General features: G+C 52.8%; 15 protein-coding genes. 13 read left to right on the top strand and 2 right to left on the bottom strand.

The annotated features are described in order from the left end of the window. Positions 1–183 precede the first annotated feature (183 nt). The 8 genes from ACO0LG_RS03535 to ACO0LG_RS03500 all read left to right on the top strand — a co-directional run bounded on the left by ACO0LG_RS03535 (position 184) and on the right by ACO0LG_RS03500 (position 8,917). A complete protein-coding gene (locus ACO0LG_RS03535; RefSeq protein WP_423023385.1) occupies positions 184–2,478 on the top strand; it encodes a TonB-dependent receptor in 2,295 nt (764 codons plus the stop codon). Positions 2,479–2,503: 25 nt separating this feature from the next. Continuing rightward, on the top strand, positions 2,504–3,376 hold the full coding sequence (locus tag ACO0LG_RS03530) for an alpha/beta fold hydrolase (protein ID WP_423023383.1): 873 nt from the start codon (positions 2,504–2,506) through the stop codon (positions 3,374–3,376). Between the two features lie 101 nt (positions 3,377–3,477). Further along, entirely contained in the window at positions 3,478–4,677 is a 1,200-nt protein-coding gene (locus tag ACO0LG_RS03525; RefSeq protein ID WP_423023381.1) for a substrate-binding domain-containing protein, read from the top strand. Between the two features lie 2 nt (positions 4,678–4,679). Then, entirely contained in the window at positions 4,680–5,477 is a 798-nt protein-coding gene (locus ACO0LG_RS03520) for an ABC transporter ATP-binding protein (protein ID WP_423023379.1), read from the top strand. Beyond that, positions 5,470–6,195, top strand: coding sequence for an ABC transporter ATP-binding protein (locus ACO0LG_RS03515; protein WP_423023377.1), 726 nt, complete (start codon positions 5,470–5,472; stop codon positions 6,193–6,195). Before ACO0LG_RS03520 ends, ACO0LG_RS03515 begins: the two co-directional genes overlap by 8 nt. A 16-nt stretch (positions 6,196–6,211) precedes the next feature. Beyond that, entirely contained in the window at positions 6,212–7,243 is a 1,032-nt protein-coding gene (locus tag ACO0LG_RS03510; protein WP_423023375.1) for a branched-chain amino acid ABC transporter permease, read from the top strand. A gap of 12 nt (positions 7,244–7,255) precedes the next feature. Next, positions 7,256–8,320, top strand: a complete 1,065-nt coding sequence (locus ACO0LG_RS03505) for a branched-chain amino acid ABC transporter permease (protein ID WP_423024406.1) — start codon at positions 7,256–7,258, stop codon at positions 8,318–8,320. A gap of 315 nt (positions 8,321–8,635) precedes the next feature. Beyond that, complete coding sequence (locus ACO0LG_RS03500; RefSeq protein ID WP_423023373.1) at positions 8,636–8,917, top strand: hypothetical protein; 282 nt, start codon at positions 8,636–8,638, stop codon at positions 8,915–8,917. A 65-nt stretch (positions 8,918–8,982) separates the two neighbouring features. Here ACO0LG_RS03500 and ACO0LG_RS03495 read toward each other — a convergent pair whose 3' ends face one another. Beyond that, positions 8,983–9,552 carry a GNAT family N-acetyltransferase gene (locus ACO0LG_RS03495; RefSeq protein WP_423023371.1) on the bottom strand — a complete coding sequence of 190 codons (570 nt, stop codon included), beginning with the start codon at positions 9,550–9,552 and terminating at the stop codon, positions 8,983–8,985. 153 nt (positions 9,553–9,705) lie between these two features. Between ACO0LG_RS03495 and ACO0LG_RS03490 the strand changes: the two genes are divergently transcribed. Further along, a complete protein-coding gene (locus tag ACO0LG_RS03490; protein ID WP_423023369.1) occupies positions 9,706–10,353 on the top strand; it encodes a DUF4272 domain-containing protein in 648 nt (215 codons plus the stop codon). A 22-nt stretch (positions 10,354–10,375) separates the two neighbouring features. Here the strand turns inward: ACO0LG_RS03490 and ACO0LG_RS03485 are convergent, their stop codons facing one another. Further along, a complete protein-coding gene (locus tag ACO0LG_RS03485) occupies positions 10,376–11,338 on the bottom strand; it encodes a LysR substrate-binding domain-containing protein (protein ID WP_423023367.1) in 963 nt (320 codons plus the stop codon). Positions 11,339–11,459: 121 nt separating this feature from the next. Here ACO0LG_RS03485 and ACO0LG_RS03480 point away from each other — a divergent pair, with 121 nt between their 5' ends. The 4 genes from ACO0LG_RS03480 to phnC all read left to right on the top strand — a co-directional run bounded on the left by ACO0LG_RS03480 (position 11,460) and on the right by phnC (position 14,847). Continuing rightward, entirely contained in the window at positions 11,460–12,062 is a 603-nt protein-coding gene (locus tag ACO0LG_RS03480) for an FMN-dependent NADH-azoreductase (RefSeq protein ID WP_423023365.1), read from the top strand. Between the two features lie 232 nt (positions 12,063–12,294). Beyond that, entirely contained in the window at positions 12,295–13,197 is a 903-nt protein-coding gene (locus ACO0LG_RS03475; protein WP_423023363.1) for a pirin family protein, read from the top strand. A gap of 191 nt (positions 13,198–13,388) precedes the next feature. Continuing rightward, on the top strand, positions 13,389–13,805 hold the full coding sequence (locus ACO0LG_RS03470; protein ID WP_423023361.1) for a DoxX family protein: 417 nt from the start codon (positions 13,389–13,391) through the stop codon (positions 13,803–13,805). A 196-nt stretch (positions 13,806–14,001) separates the two neighbouring features. After that, on the top strand, positions 14,002–14,847 hold the full coding sequence (phnC, locus tag ACO0LG_RS03465) for a phosphonate ABC transporter ATP-binding protein (protein WP_423023359.1): 846 nt from the start codon (positions 14,002–14,004) through the stop codon (positions 14,845–14,847). Positions 14,848–14,863 lie beyond the last annotated feature (16 nt).

Genomic DNA, 14,863 nt, shown 5'->3' with positions numbered 1-14,863 from the left:
AAGAAATGCGGGTTTTGCACAACAACTGGGCAGTTTTAATTGCTCTATCTTCACTCTGATGTGCATTTATGCACAAACGGTGGGCGTGCATACGCTTTCTGGGTTTTTTCTTTCCGTGCACACTGCCTGCCATGCGACATACAACAATGTAGACGGCGCACATAAAAAATACAGGAGACAGAAATGAATCAGAGCAAGAGAAGGCAGAAATTCTTACGTCGGTCCGCTGCAGCGTTGTTGGTCGCATCAGGAACAGTCACAGGCAGTGGCATCAGCCAGGCGCAGACTACTCCACCAGCAACAAGCACTGAAACAGCCAATGCCGAGCCGACCACGGTAGTCGTTACCGCCCGTCGCCGCGAAGAATCCCTGCAAGACGTGCCAGTTTCTGTCACTGCTTTCTCCGCCGATCAACTCTCCAAGACAGCAATACCTGATATTGTCGGCCTGGTGCAAAGCTTGCCCAACACGACGATGAAAGCTTCGCGCGCCACTAATTCCACGCTGACCGCCTTTATCCGCGGCGTTGGTCAGCAAGACCCGCTGGCTGGCTTTGAGGCTGGCGTCGGCATTTATCTCGATGATGTGTATATCGCCCGCCCGCAAGGTGCCGTGGCTGATATCTATGATGTAGAACGCATCGAAGTCTTGCGTGGCCCCCAGGGTACCTTGTATGGCCGCAATACCATAGGTGGTGCGGTCAAGTATGTGACACGCAAACTGCAACCAGAAACCGATGTGCGCGTGAAAGCCACGGTAGGTACTTATGGCCAGACCGATGCGGTACTGACTGCCAGTACACCTGTATCCGATACCCTGCGGGTTGGGGCCAGCCTGGCAAAGTTCAAGCGCAATGGCTTTGGCAAGAACCTGCTGACCGGGGCAGAAAATTATGACAAGGACGTTGCTGCCGCCCGCCTCAGCGCAGAATTCACGCCTAATTCCAACCTGTTCATCCGTGTATCGGCAGATACCAGCCAGGATGATTCCAGCCCCAAGAACGGTTATCGCCTGACCGTGGGCAACCTCAGTAAGGCACCGGTACTGGACAATGTATTTGATACCCGCGCCAACCTGACTACAGCGCTGGGCCATTTGCAGCAGGTGAAGCAAAGCGGTGGTTCTGCATTGGTGGAGTGGCAAATCAATAATGAGCTGACGCTGAAATCCATCACCGCCAGCCGCCGCGATACATCCTATGCACCTATCGATTTTGATTCTTTACCGACAGTCGATCTGGAAGCGCCGGCGGTTTATAAAAACCGCCAGTTCAGCCAGGAATTGCAACTCAGCTATAGCGGCAAAACCATACAGGGCGTGGCTGGTATCTACTACATTGACGCCAACGCCTATAACAAATTCGACACACTGTTGAATGGTGCCTTGCCTTTGTCTGTGTACACACTGGGCGATGTCGATACCAAGGCCTGGGCGATATTTGCCGATGGCAGCATGAATTTATCTGAAAGTATTAGCGTTTCTGCCGGTGGCCGTTACACCTCGGATAATCGTCAGGCTACTATTCTGCGACAACTGTATCTGGGTACCAAAGGTTCGCCAGAACTGGGTAACCCTGGCGCAGTGTTGTTCCGCACCGATACCAACCTGAGTAAGGCAGACCTTGACCGCACTGACACCAAGTTCACACCACGCCTTTCATTGAACTGGAAAGCCAATGCTGATAACAATGTGTATGCATCTTGGTCACAAGGCTTCAAGGGTGGCGGTTTTGATCCACGTCTAAATGTGGTCGGTACCAAGATCAGTCTGGCTAAAGCAAAAAGTGGTTATGAGCCAGAAGAAATCGAAACTGTGGAACTGGGTTTGAAGTCGCAATTCAACAAGCGGCGCATCATGACCAATGCCGCGCTATTCTTCAGTAATTACAAGAACGTGCAGATACCTGGTTCGGTTGCAGTAGATACTGATGGTGACGGCAAGGATGACAATTTCGCCGGTGTCACCACTAATGCAGGCAAGGCACGCATCAAGGGTTTTGAGCTGGAAGCGACAGCACGTATTACTGATGCTTTCCGCCTGTCAGGCATGTTCAGTTACATCGATGCCAAATACACGCAATTCATCGTGGCCGGTGTCGATGTCGCCAGCCAAAAGGTATTCCAGAATACACCGAAGCAATCAGCCAACCTGACTGCCAGCTATGACTGGCCGCTGAATATGATAGGCAAGAACGGTACCTTGTCACTGATCTCCAGCTATTCCTATCGTGGTGCGACCAACCAGTTCGAAACACCAAACGCCCTGCTGGATCAGGATGCTTATTCGCTGTGGGATGCCAGCCTGGTCTGGACCAGCACCGACAAGCGACTGCGTGCTGGCCTGCATGGCAAGAACCTCAGCAATACCAAGTACAAAGTCGCTGGTTACCTGTTCCCGACCCTGGGCCTGGAAGGCAGTACGACTGCGTTCTATGGCAATCCACGGACAGTCTCGGCCACGGTGGAATACCGTTTCTAGTCCGGTGACAGCGAGAGGATAATGCGTGACTACTTTCACTGACATCAGCTATACCAGCAGCGATGGCCTGCAACTGTATGCGCGGGATTATCCATCGCAAGGCGGGCAGGCCAAATGCGCAGTCATTTGCATCCACGGCCTGACCCGCAATTCTGGCGATTTTGAAGAGCTGGCACCGTGGATAGCAGAACAGGGCAGGCGCGTGATTGCGGTCGATGTCCGGGGGCGCGGGCGTTCCCAGCATGACGCCGACCCTGAGCACTACAATACTGTCACGTATGCCAATGATGTCATCAAGCTGGCCCGTGACCTGGGTATAGGCCGGGCCGTCTTCATCGGCACCTCCATGGGGGGACTCATCACCATGACGGTGGCAGCGCGTAAATTGAATCTGATTGCGGCTGCTGTCCTTAATGATGTTGGGCCTGCCTTGTCCGCGAAGGGCCTGGGCAGGATAGCCGGATTTGCTGGCAAGGCCGTGGAAGTGCAAGACTGGGATGAGGCCACACACTACATACGCCAGGTGAATGTGTCTGCTTTTCCTGATAACAGCATGGAAGAATGGCGCAAGTGGGCCAGGCGGGCTTTTGCTCAGAATATCGATGGCAAGCTGGTGCTGCAATATGATCCTAACATTGCCCGCCCCTTGCAAACTGGTCAGTTAAAAAGTAAATCCTGGGTCGCCAATTTCGCCTTCCGCCGTCTTGCCAGAAACCGGCCTGTGCTGCTGATACGTGGTGATCTGTCAGACCTGGTCGAGCCTGAGCAGCTCGCTTATATGCAAGACCTGGCACCTGACATGCAATATGCAGAAGTCAATGGCGTGGGCCACGCACCCATGCTCATGGAAGCGCAGGCGCAAAGAGCCATCAGGAAATTTTTAGCCACAGTAGATTAGGCGATTTGCAGTATGCTTATGCGCACAGTCAAAAAAGAGCATGTGAAATGCCGCCGACAAAATGCATGCAGTTCCATAACGTAAAATTAGCAGGAGACAAAATGCAACAGAAAAACCGCTTTAAACTCGTCTGTCTGAGCCTGGCATTGAGCAGTATATTCGCCTCAGCCAGCAGCTTTGCACAAGATCTGAAAATTGCCCTCATTGCGGGCAAGACTGGCCAGCTCGAAGCCTACGCCAAGGAGACCGAAACCGGCTTCATGATGGGCCTGGAATACCTGACTGGCGGCAAGATGGAAATCAATGGCCGCAAGATCAAGGTCATCGTCAAAGATGATCAGGGAAAACCAGACATAGGCCGCACCATGCTGGCAGAAGCCTTTGGTGATGACAAGGCAGATATCGCCGTTGGCACCACTTCTTCCGGCTCAGCGATTGCCATGCTGCCCGTGGCAGAAGAATACAAAAAAGTACTCATCGTCGAGCCCGCAGTGGCAGATGCGATTACCGGTGAAAAATGGAACCGCTACATCTTCCGTACCAGCCGCAATTCCACCCAGGATGGCCTGGCTGGTGCCAGCACTATCAAGGCTGGTGGCAGTATCGCTTTCCTGGCACAGGATTATGCTTTTGGCCGTGATGGTGTCAAGGCAGCCAAGGATGCCCTGGTGACAGTCGGCGCCAAAGCCAAGGTAGTTCATGAAGAATATGCGGCACAAAACACCACCGATTTTACTGCCGCTGCGCAGCGCATTTTTGATGCGCTTAAAGATAAGCCTGAGCCGCGCATATTGCAGATCATCTGGTCTGGTGCCAGTCCCATGAACAAGTTGGCCGATATGAAGCCAGAACGCTTTGGTATTACCCTTGCGCCAGGCGGTAATATCTTGCCTATCATGAAAAACTGGAAAACCTATGCAGGCACCCAGGGCGCGATTTACTACTATTACGATTTCCCAAAAAACAAGATGAATGACTGGTTTGTGGCTGAGCATCACAAGCGTTACAAGGCACCGCCCGATTTCTTTACCGCTGGAGGTTTTGCCGCTGCCAGCGCAGCTTACACTGCGATAAGCAAGGCAAAATCCACCGATACCGAAAAACTTATCACGGCGATGGAAGGCATGGAATTTGACACGCCTAAAGGCAAGATGAATTTCCGCAAAGAAGATCACCAGGCCATGCAAGCCATGTACCATTTCAAGATCAAGAAAGACCAGAAGAATGAATGGGATTTATTGGAACTGGTCAGGGAAATACCTGCCAGTGAGTTGCCAGTCCCGGTCAAGAACAGGCGCTGATGATGGCAGGTGAGCAAATGAGTGGTGCGCCCTCGCTATCAACGCGTGATCTCAGCATACGTTTTGGCGGCCATGTGGCCGTCAACCAGGTCACGGCAGACTTTTATCCCGGTACACTGACTGTCATCGTCGGCCCGAATGGCGCTGGTAAAACCACTTACTTCAATCTGATGTCTGGCCAGTTGTCTGCCAGTGCGGGTAGTGTGCATTTATTTGGTGTGGACATCACCCGCAAGGGTGCGGCAGAACGCACACGCAGGGGCCTGGGCCGGGCTTTTCAACTGACCAATCTTTTCCCTAGTTTGTCGGTCATAGAAAATGTCAGGCTGGCTGTCCAAAGCAGGGCGGGTCTGGGCTTGAACATCTTTTCTCTGTGGTCTGCGCATGCCAGCCTGCTGAAGCGGGCTGAACATTACCTCCACAAGGTGGCACTTGCAGACCGCAAGTCGGACAAGGTTTCTGCACTGTCGCACGGCGACAAGCGCAAGCTTGAAGTCGCTATCCTGCTGGCACTGGAACCAGAAATCATGATGTTCGATGAACCTACCGCAGGCATGAGTGTCGATGAAGTACCAGTGGTGCTTGACCTGATCCATCAGATCAAGGCTGAGCGCAAGAAAACCATTTTGCTGGTTGAGCACAAGATGGATGTTGTACGCTCACTTGCTGACCGCATCATCGTCCTGCATAACGGCGCACTGGTGGCGGATGGTGAGCCTGTCAGCGTCATGGCATCTGCCATCGTGCAGGAAGCGTATCTGGGCGTTGCCCCTGAAACCAGGGAAGAGCAACATGCCTGAAGCCCTATTGACACTGACCGGGGTGCATACCCATATCGGTGAATACCATATCCTGCAAGGTGTGGACATGCAAGTGCCGCGTGGCGGCCTCTCGGTTTTGCTGGGTCGCAATGGTGCAGGCAAGACCACTACCCTGCGTACCATCATGGGCTTGTGGAAAGCCAGCCAGGGCAAGATACATTTTGATGGCCGCGATATCACTGCCATGGCAACGCCAGACATCGCCCAGCTAGGTATCGCTTATGTGCCAGAAAGCATGGCGATATTTTCGGACCTGACTATCAAGGAAAATCTGGTGCTGGCTGCACGCAATGGCCCGCTTGATAATCATCGCGTCGAATGGATATGCGGTTTTTTTCCGGCTTTGAAAAAATTCTGGAACTACCCGGCAGGCAATCTTTCCGGTGGTCAAAAGCAAATGGTCGCCATCGCCCGCGCCATCGTCGAACCACGCAAGCTGATTTTGGTCGATGAACCGACCAAGGGTCTGGCACCCGCCATCATCCTTAGCCTCATGGCGGCCTTCAATGAATTGAAAGCCAGTGACACCACCATCTTGCTGGTTGAACAGAATTTCAATTTCGTGCGCAAGCTGGGGGATACGGTGGCTGTCATGGATGATGGCCGTGTCGTCCATACCGGCGGTATGCAGGCACTGGCTGATGACAATGACTTGCAACAGCATTTGCTGGGCTTGTCACTGGCTGCGCATCAATAAAGCAAGAGGAAGAATAATGACAGATACTGTTCTGGACAAGACTGCCAAGCAAGAAGTCGCCAGCCTGCCGACAGCGCCAAGCGATATCTGGCCGCTGGTACTGGTGCCAGCGCTGGCCTTGCTAATGTTGCCGCTGGTGGGCAGTTTCCCGACCTGGATTACCCTGACCGTCGCAGGCCTGGCCATGGGCATGATGATCTTTATCATGGCCAGCGGCCTGACCCTGATCTTTGGCTTGATGGATGTATTGAATTTTGGTCATGGTGCTTTTGTATCTGTCGGTGCCTTTGTCGCCACGCTGGTGCTATTGCCCATGCACGGCTGGATGGAGGCTGATTCCTTGCTCATGAACCTGACAGCACTGGGCCTGGCTATCCTGCTGGCGATGCTGGCAACTGGCTTGCTGGGCTGGGCGTTTGAGCGCGTCATCATCATGCCCGTATATGGCCAGCATCTCAAACAAATCCTCATCACCATGGGCGGCATGATAGTCGCTGAGCAGATGATCAATGTCATCTGGGGGGCGGAGCAAATCCCGCTACCGCTGCCCACCAGCTTGCGCGGCTCTATCCTGCTGGGTGATGCTGCCATAGAAAAATATCGCCTGATTGCCGTCGTGGTTGGCTTGCTGGTATTCGTCGCCATGTTCCTGGTGCTGAACCGTAGCAAACTGGGTTTGCTCATACGTGCCGGTGTCGAGAATGGCGAGATGGTAGAAGCACTCGGTTACCGCATACGCAGACTGTTCGTGCTGGTGTTTGCTGCCGGTTCGGCACTGGCGGGTCTCGGTGGCGTCATGTGGGGCTTATATAAAGAAAGCCTGACCGCAGCCATGGGCGGCGACATCATGGTTATGGTATTTATTGTCATTATCATCGGTGGTCTGGGTTCTGTGGGCGGCTGTTTTATCGGAGCCTTGCTGATGGCGCTGGTGGCCAATTACGCTGGCTTCCTGGTGCCCAAGCTGGCGCTGGTATCGAATATCTTGCTGATGATCGCCGTGCTGCTGTGGCGTCCGACTGGCTTGTACACCGTGGTAAGGCGTTAAGACATGAATGCAATGAAACAAATCTTGTCGGATGATTTTCCGCGTAACCGCTGGCTGGGGCTGATCCTGGTGGCGATATTTTTAGGCTTGGCCTGCGCGCCCTTCATTACCAGCGGCGCCCGGCCTTTGAACACTGCTGCCACCATCTGCGTATACATTGTGCTGGTTGCTTCGTATGACTTGTTGCTGGGTTATACCGGCATAGTCTCTTTTGCTCACACCATGTTTTTTGGCATAGGTGCATACGGCATAGGTTTGGCGCTGGCTAGTGGCACACCATCCTGGGGACGGGCTGCCGTGGGCTTGCTGACAGCATTGCTGGTGACGCTGGTGCTGGCCCTGATCATCGGCCTGTTTGCCTTGCGTGTGCGCGCAATTTTCTATGCCATGATCACGCTGGCGGTGGCTTCATCCTTTGCTGTGCTGGCATCGCAATTGTCGGATTTTACGGGTGGCGAAGATGGCAAGACCTTCAGCGTGCCTGCTACCCTGTCGCCTGCTTATCGCCTGTTTGAGAACGAGATATTTGGCCGTGTGGTCGATGGCAAGGTGATTACGTATTACATCGTGTTTATTGGCTGCGTCCTGTTATTCCTGTTCTTGCTACGCGTCGTCAATTCGCCTTTTGGCCGGGTCTTGCAGGCCATACGCGAAAATGATTTTCGTGCCGAGGCCCTGGGTTACCGCACCGTGTATTACCGCATCCTGGCGAATTGCATTGCGGCCCTGGTTGCGGCAATGGCGGGTGCCCTGATGGCTTTGTGGCTGCGTTATGTCGGGCCCAAGACTATGCTGAGTTTTGAAGTCATGACAGATATTTTATTGATCGTCGTGATAGGTGGCATGGGAACCATGTATGGGGCAGTGGTGGGGGCTACCTTGTTCATACTCGCGCAGAATTATTTGAAGAGTTTGATGGGCGTGGCCTCGTCGTCTTTGGCTGACGTGCCGCTGCTGGCGAATGCCTTGCATCCGGATCGGTGGATGTTGTGGTTGGGGGTATTGTTTGTGGTGTCGATTTATTTTTTCCCTGCGGGAATAGTGGGAAAATTGAGGGGATCAACTAAGGCTGGTTGATCTGCTTACAAAATTGCCGTGTCCTTTATTTACGTCGCTCCAGCGCAGGCTGGAGCCCAGCGGCGTGTTGCATACTTGTGTTGTCTGTAAAACGATTGCCCTTCGTGGACGCAAGCTGGGTCTCGGCCCGGCGGCCGAAGTACTTTCTTTGGTCGCCAAAGAAAGTACTCAAAGAAAGGCGACCCAGGCGTAGTCGCCTCCTGAAGGGGGTTCCCGTTTGTGCAGTACAAAAAATGGGAAATGCCCGAAACTCGCCTGCGGCCTTGCTTTAGGAACATGCGCTTGCATGCGCATGCCGTTACGGAGGCGGGCAGCATGCTGCCCGAAACCCCTGCTACACCTCAAACAGCGGCTCTTCTGTTTCCATTTTCTGTACTGCACAAACGGCGTCTATACATGGGAACTGCGAAAAGTCAAAAGCAACGTCAAACCCAACAACAACGTCAAACCCAACAACAACGTCAAACCCAACAACAACGTCAAACCCAACAACAACGTCAAACCCAACAACAACGTCAAACCCAACAACAACGTCAAACCCAACAACAACGTCAAACCCAACAGCAACACCACCGCTCTACGTATTTTATCCCTTAGTTTTTTGTAAGCGGCAGGCCATCTGCGTACTCCCCATACAAAGTCTGGCCTGCCGTCCTTGCAAATCAGCGGCTATCTTGTTTTGAACCAAACTCCCTGTCCAGCAAGGAATAGCATTTAAGATCAACATAGCGCCCATGTTTGAATTCACACTCCCGCAACACTCCTTCCAGTCGGAAGCCCATTTTTTCTATCAAGCGCCAACTGGCGATATTTTCTGGTTCAACCATGGCTTGCAAACGGTGCAAGCACAGATGCTGGAAACAATGGGCGATCATTGCGTCCAGGCATTCTGGTATGACAGCTTTGCCCCAGTGGTCGGGCGAAAGCCAGAAGCCGGTTTCTGCGCAGTGGTGTTCCTGTTCCCATTCATGCAGGCCGCAAGTGCCTATCAATTGTTCAGGTTCCTCTTTGCTGCAAATGCCCCACCACAGGCCTGAGCCGTCTTGCCAGACCTGCTCATACCAGTCCATCTGCGACTGGCTTGATGCCAGGGTGTCGTAGCTGATGCCATAATATTCAGTGACGCGCGGGTCGGATAAACCACGAAAAACGGCGGGCATATCGGCAGCGACTATGCGGCGTAGTTGGTAGTTTGCGGTCTCAAGTACGGGGAAAGGTTTGGTTTCAGGCATATAAGCTTTGCAATAAGGAATGAGAGGATTGCATTTTAATATGCGCTTGCACGTAGCGCGGTGCCGAGTGTGCTCGCCTTGGAGCTGTAAAATCTGGGATAATCCGTCTGCTCGTTATCAGCGAGTGAATTGATTAACAATATTGAAGAAATAATGAGCCCAGAGCAACGCAAAGAAGCTTCCGAACTGGAATTGCATAAACGTGGTATCCGCATCAATGTGCAATTGCATGTGATTGAGTCTGATGAAGAAGTGGAACTGCGTACGCCTGCAGAATTGATGCCGCGCATGCTGGCCTTGTGGGCGGTGACTGCGGTAGCGGCTGGTGGTGATGCTGTGCACTACCGCTCGTATTTTGAAATGCATGATCTGAAGCCTTGTTTGTCGGCACAGGAGCAGGCATTTTTGTTTGCAGATGAAATCACTGAAGAAGTGCGTGCGCAATTTCTGCAAAGGCAGGAGTCCCTGTATTTTCTGTCCTGGGCAGCGGGTTTGACAGACAAACTGGCTGTTCCTACGCAAGCCGCAAACCTGAAGCAAATCCTGAAATTCTTCCCGCATGCGATGGAAGCGCCCGAGCGTTTGCAGGCAGCCCTTAAGCCGCGTCGCAAGGGGCAGGTGCTGGACTGGTCTGATTTGTTATATCGCCTGCACTGGGCGGTTCGCCATGCACATATCACAGGGCGCGATGCACCGGGTAACCTGAATGCAGAAGCAGTGCGTGAATGGCATCAGGCCGCCAACTGGCTGTGCCAGTATGAAGAAGAAAATGACTGGGACAAGGTAAGCACTGAAACCTGAAGCAAGCGCCGTAAAAAAGTAGTCAATACGATGTAATGCTTTTGCGCTCTGCCTTGCAATCATTGATTTCTTCCTGCAACTTCTGACAGCGCGGGCCTGAGAAATTTGTTTGCAAGGCGTCCAGAAAGACACGCGTGCGGGCGGGCATCAGGCGACGGCCAGGGAATACCGCCCACACAGTAACATCTGGCAGTGTCCAGTCTTCTAGCAAGGGTACCAGTTCACCCTTGTGCACATGCTGACCAGCGAAATGATCGGCCAGCATGGTGATGCCTTTGCCGCGCACAGCCAAACGTGTCAGCAGTTCGGGGGAGTTTGCGCTGGCGCGGCCCGGTGGTATGCCTTCCCACACCGCACCATCCTTTTCCATGCGCCAGATTGTGGTTTCGCCATTGCGGGCCGTCAAGCGCAGGCAATCATGTTCCATCAGGGCTTCCGGTTCTGCTGGTGCACCATGCAATTTCAAATAACCGGGCGAGGCATACAGACCTATGCTAAAGCGCACCAGTCCGCGCGCAGCAAGTGAAGCATCATCCGGCAAGTCACCGACACGGATAGCGACATCAAAATTCTCGCCTATCAAATCCACCCGGCGTTGAGACAAATCCAGTTCCAGGTTCACAGAAGGGTATTTGCTGATGAAATCAGACAGCAACTCACCCATTTGGTGATTGGCGAAATCACCAGGCATCGACACCTTTAGCCTGCCGTTCGGCTCGGCCTGTCTGTGCTGGGTCAGTGCCAGCGTGGCATCTACCTCTTCCTGCACATGTTGTGCGTGTAGCAAAACATTTTGTCCAAGGTCAGTCACGGTCAGTTTGCGCGTGGTGCGCAAGATCAGGCGTTCACCGAGTTGTGCCTCCAGCGCAGATATGCGGCGTGACAGTGTCGATTTGGGTACGCCCAGCTTCTCTGCCGCCTTGCTGAAGCTGCCTTCTTCAACCACGCGGGCAAATAGCAAAAGGTCATTGGCTTCCAGAGTCATGATGGCATCCCCATACTATTTTCCTATTTTTGGAACAATGATATCCATTTTAACGCCTTCCGGATTATTTTTGGAACGATTAAAGTACGTTCATCAACTCTTTATCTGAAAGGAACACAAAATGAACATCCTGCAAATCAATTCCAGCGCCCGTGCCCAAGCTTCTCATTCCACTCAACTGGCAAATAGCCTGGTTGAAGTTTTATTGGAAAGTACCTCTGGTGCCACCGTCAATGTACGCGACCTGGGCAGTACTCCTCACCCCATACTTGACGAAACAGCACTGCAAGCCCTGTTCACACCAGCCGACCAGCGCACTGCAGAACAGCAAGCCCGCGTTGCTCTGGATGATGCACTGATTGCAGAAATCCAGTCCGCCGATGTGGTCGTGCTGGGTGCTCCCATGTATAACTTTGGTATCTCAGCCCAACTAAAAAACTGGATCGATGCGATTTCCCGCGCCCAGGTGACTTTCCGTTACACCGCCAATGGCCCTGAAGGCTTGTTGACTGGCAAGAAAGTCTATGTCGTACTGACACGCGGCGGCCTGTATCGCAATACGCCAAATGACACGCAAATGCCTTACCTGAAAACCTTCTTTGGCTTCCTGGGCATGACCGATGTAGAGTTTGTCTATGCAGAAGGTCTGGCCATGGGCCCGGATGCAGAAAAAGCATCTCTGGCTTCAGCCCACCAGCAAATTAATGATTTACTGCCTGCTTAATAATTTATCGGCAATTTATTAGGACTTATGCAAAATTGTCCCAACAAGGCTATCGCTAAGGTAGCCTCCCTTACAAGGGGGGCTCGTTACGTTGGCAGGCAACATGTTGTCTGGAACCCCAACTACACCGTAGCGACGAAGACAGTACTGTAGTACCGAATCTTGCTAAATGCGGGAGCTGCAACGCTTTGGGGCGGTTTTGCGTAAGTCCTATTTACAAGGATGATGGATCATGGAAACGAAAGATGTAGTTGCAAGCAACACAGTTCAACAGGCTGAAAGCGTGAGCAAATCGCGTACGGTAGAACAACTGGTCGCCGGGCAGCCTACTTCAGATGGTGCCGGTGTCAAACTGACACGGGTATTGACGCAGCCACTGCAATACCGGCTGGACCCCTTCCTCATGCTGGATGCTTTCGGCAGTGATGAGGCAGGCGACTACATCGCCGGTTTCCCCAGCCATCCGCACCGTGGTTTTGAAACGGTTACGTATATGTTGGCCGGGCGCATGCGCCATCGCGACAGTGCCGGTAATGAAGGCTTGCTGCAAAACGGCGGTGTGCAATGGATGACGGCTGGGCGTGGTGTGATTCACTCGGAAATGCCGGAACAGGAACAAGGCCGCATGGCAGGCTTCCAGCTTTGGCTGAACCTGCCAGCGAAAGACAAGATGATAGCGCCTTGGTACCGCGATATCCAGAGCGACACCATCCCTGAGTTGCTGACCGCAGCCGGTGTCAAAGTGCGTATCATCGCTGGCAGCAGCCATGGTGTGACAGGTGCCGTACAGCGTGAAGTGACCCAGCCGCTATACCTGGATATACACATGCCGGCCGGTAGCAGTTTTACGCACAGCCTGCCCGTCAGTTTCAATGCCTTTGTGTATGTCTATGAAGGTGAAGTGTTGATAGGCGAGCGTGATGTGCCGGTGCAACGCATGGCGATATTGAAAAAATCACCGGATGCGGATGGGGTGGTGATTGATGCCAAAGTTGATAGCCGCTTGTTGTTGATTGCCGGTCAGCCTCTGGGTGAAACCATCGTTCAATACGGGCCGTTTGTGATGAATAGTCAGGCGGAGATTTTTAAAGCGATCAGCGATTTTCGCGAAGGCAAACTAGTTGATGTTGTTTGATACAAGAGCGTGTTGAACGAGGGAACTTGTAGTTGTAGGTTGGGCTACGGGGTATCAGCCCAACACTCGACCTTGAAATAACATATACCTTTATTAAATGCCCAGTGTTGGGCTGGTAAATCGTAGCCCAACCTACGACCCTGCGTTCCGCGACGAATGAACGAAATCAAATTCTACTTAAGGAAAACAAAATGAAACAAGCAGAAACCATGGCACCCATCTTCGGTTCTTTCATCGCCCGCGTTCTGATTGCCCTGATTTTCGTGGCATCCGGGGCAGGAAAAATAGCAGGCTTTGCGCCTACGGTCACTTATATCGCCAGCAAGGGCCTGCCTTTTCCAGAACTGGCTGCAATCGCCGCCATCGTGGTAGAGCTGGGTGGCGGCCTCATGCTCATCGTCGGCTGGCGTGCACGCTGGGCAGCGGCAGCAATGATACTGTTCACGCTGGCTGCGGCTGTCATCTTCCATAATTTTTGGGGAGTACCAGCAGATGCGGCGCAAAACCAGATGATCCATTTTATGAAAAATATCTCCATGGCAGGTGGCCTGCTGTATGTCCTGATACATGGCAGTGGTGGCTGGAGTCTGGATGGCCGTAAAGCCTGATCAGTAATATCTTGCCTGGCTCCAATAGTTGAAATAGCGGATTTGTCTGACGGCAAATCCGCTATTTTTATTTTCAATAAGGATTATGCAAAACTGTCGTCGTTTCATCATCTTGTAATGCAGCGTTCATACGCCTGACATATTCTTGTCCAATACTCCCGTGGATTAGCTCAATTGTCCAGGCGGGGTAAATGTGATGAAGATAGAAATCAATGGGATTTCCAAAACCTTTAAAGGTGGTTACCAGGCACTGGACAATATTGCGCTGACTTTTGCGCCTGGAGAAATGGTTGCCCTTATCGGTGCATCCGGTTCTGGCAAATCAACTTTATTGCGACACATCTCTGGCCTGATCACAGCCAATGCCGACAAGAATGATATACGCCTCGGTGAGCAGGTCTTGCAGGCGAATGGTGTGGTCGGCAAGCAGATACGTCATTTGCGTTCGCAAATCGGTTTTGTCTTCCAGCAATTCAATCTGGTCGGGCGTTTGCCTGTACTGACCAATGTTCTCACTGGTGGTATTGCCCGCATCCCGCTGTGGCGCAGTTGTTTCCGTATTTTTACGAAAGAAGAAAAAGCCCTGGGCCTGGCTGCCTTGGCACGCGTTGGTATTGCAGAACATGCTTACAAGCGCGCATCAGCCTTGTCTGGTGGCCAGCAACAGCGCGCTGCAATTGCCCGTACCATCGTGCAGCAAGCCAGGGTCATCCTGGCAGATGAACCGATAGCCTCGCTGGACCCGGAGTCTGCCCGCCGCGTCATGCAGACACTGGCTGACCTGAATCGTCAGGATGGTACGACCGTCGTGGTATCCCTGCACCAGGTCGATGTGGCTTTTCGTTTTTGCCCACGCACTGTTGCGCTCTCGTGTGGCCGTGTCGTGTATGACGGCCCTTCCAGCGAGCTGACAGTCGCCATGTTGCGCGACCTGTACGGTGCAGAGGCAGAAGAATTGCTTAATCCTGTATCAGTCAACACGGCAAGTGCTGCACCGGGTACCGCCCCACTTTCTTTACCCACTCTCGCGGCTGCCGCCTGAGTTTCTTTTTTCTTCA

The organism is Undibacterium sp. Ji42W (assembly GCF_049340405.1).
GTDB lineage: Bacteria > Pseudomonadota > Gammaproteobacteria > Burkholderiales > Burkholderiaceae_D > Undibacterium.
Note: the sequence above shows the minus strand (reverse complement) of the source record. Positions and strands in the feature narration are given on the sequence as shown.

Bases quoted from the DNA above. Each gene is read 5' to 3' on its own strand.
- ACO0LG_RS03480 (WP_423023365.1), top strand. From the start codon at position 11,460: ATGAACATCCTGCAAATCAATTCCAGCGCCCGTGCCCAAGCTTCTCAT.
- ACO0LG_RS03485 (WP_423023367.1), bottom strand. From the start codon at position 11,338: ATGACTCTGGAAGCCAATGACCTTTTGCTATTTGCCCGCGTGGTTGAA.
- ACO0LG_RS03520 (WP_423023379.1), top strand. From the start codon at position 4,680: ATGGCAGGTGAGCAAATGAGTGGTGCGCCCTCGCTATCAACGCGTGAT.
- ACO0LG_RS03475 (WP_423023363.1), top strand. From the start codon at position 12,295: ATGGAAACGAAAGATGTAGTTGCAAGCAACACAGTTCAACAGGCTGAA.
- ACO0LG_RS03505 (WP_423024406.1), top strand. From the start codon at position 7,256: ATGAAACAAATCTTGTCGGATGATTTTCCGCGTAACCGCTGGCTGGGG.
- ACO0LG_RS03535 (WP_423023385.1), top strand. From the start codon at position 184: ATGAATCAGAGCAAGAGAAGGCAGAAATTCTTACGTCGGTCCGCTGCA.
- phnC (WP_423023359.1), top strand. From the start codon at position 14,002: ATGAAGATAGAAATCAATGGGATTTCCAAAACCTTTAAAGGTGGTTAC.
- ACO0LG_RS03500 (WP_423023373.1), top strand. From the start codon at position 8,636: ATGCTGCCCGAAACCCCTGCTACACCTCAAACAGCGGCTCTTCTGTTT.
- ACO0LG_RS03495 (WP_423023371.1), bottom strand. From the start codon at position 9,552: ATGCCTGAAACCAAACCTTTCCCCGTACTTGAGACCGCAAACTACCAA.
- ACO0LG_RS03470 (WP_423023361.1), top strand. From the start codon at position 13,389: ATGAAACAAGCAGAAACCATGGCACCCATCTTCGGTTCTTTCATCGCC.
- ACO0LG_RS03525 (WP_423023381.1), top strand. From the start codon at position 3,478: ATGCAACAGAAAAACCGCTTTAAACTCGTCTGTCTGAGCCTGGCATTG.
- ACO0LG_RS03510 (WP_423023375.1), top strand. From the start codon at position 6,212: ATGACAGATACTGTTCTGGACAAGACTGCCAAGCAAGAAGTCGCCAGC.
- ACO0LG_RS03490 (WP_423023369.1), top strand. From the start codon at position 9,706: ATGAGCCCAGAGCAACGCAAAGAAGCTTCCGAACTGGAATTGCATAAA.
- ACO0LG_RS03515 (WP_423023377.1), top strand. From the start codon at position 5,470: ATGCCTGAAGCCCTATTGACACTGACCGGGGTGCATACCCATATCGGT.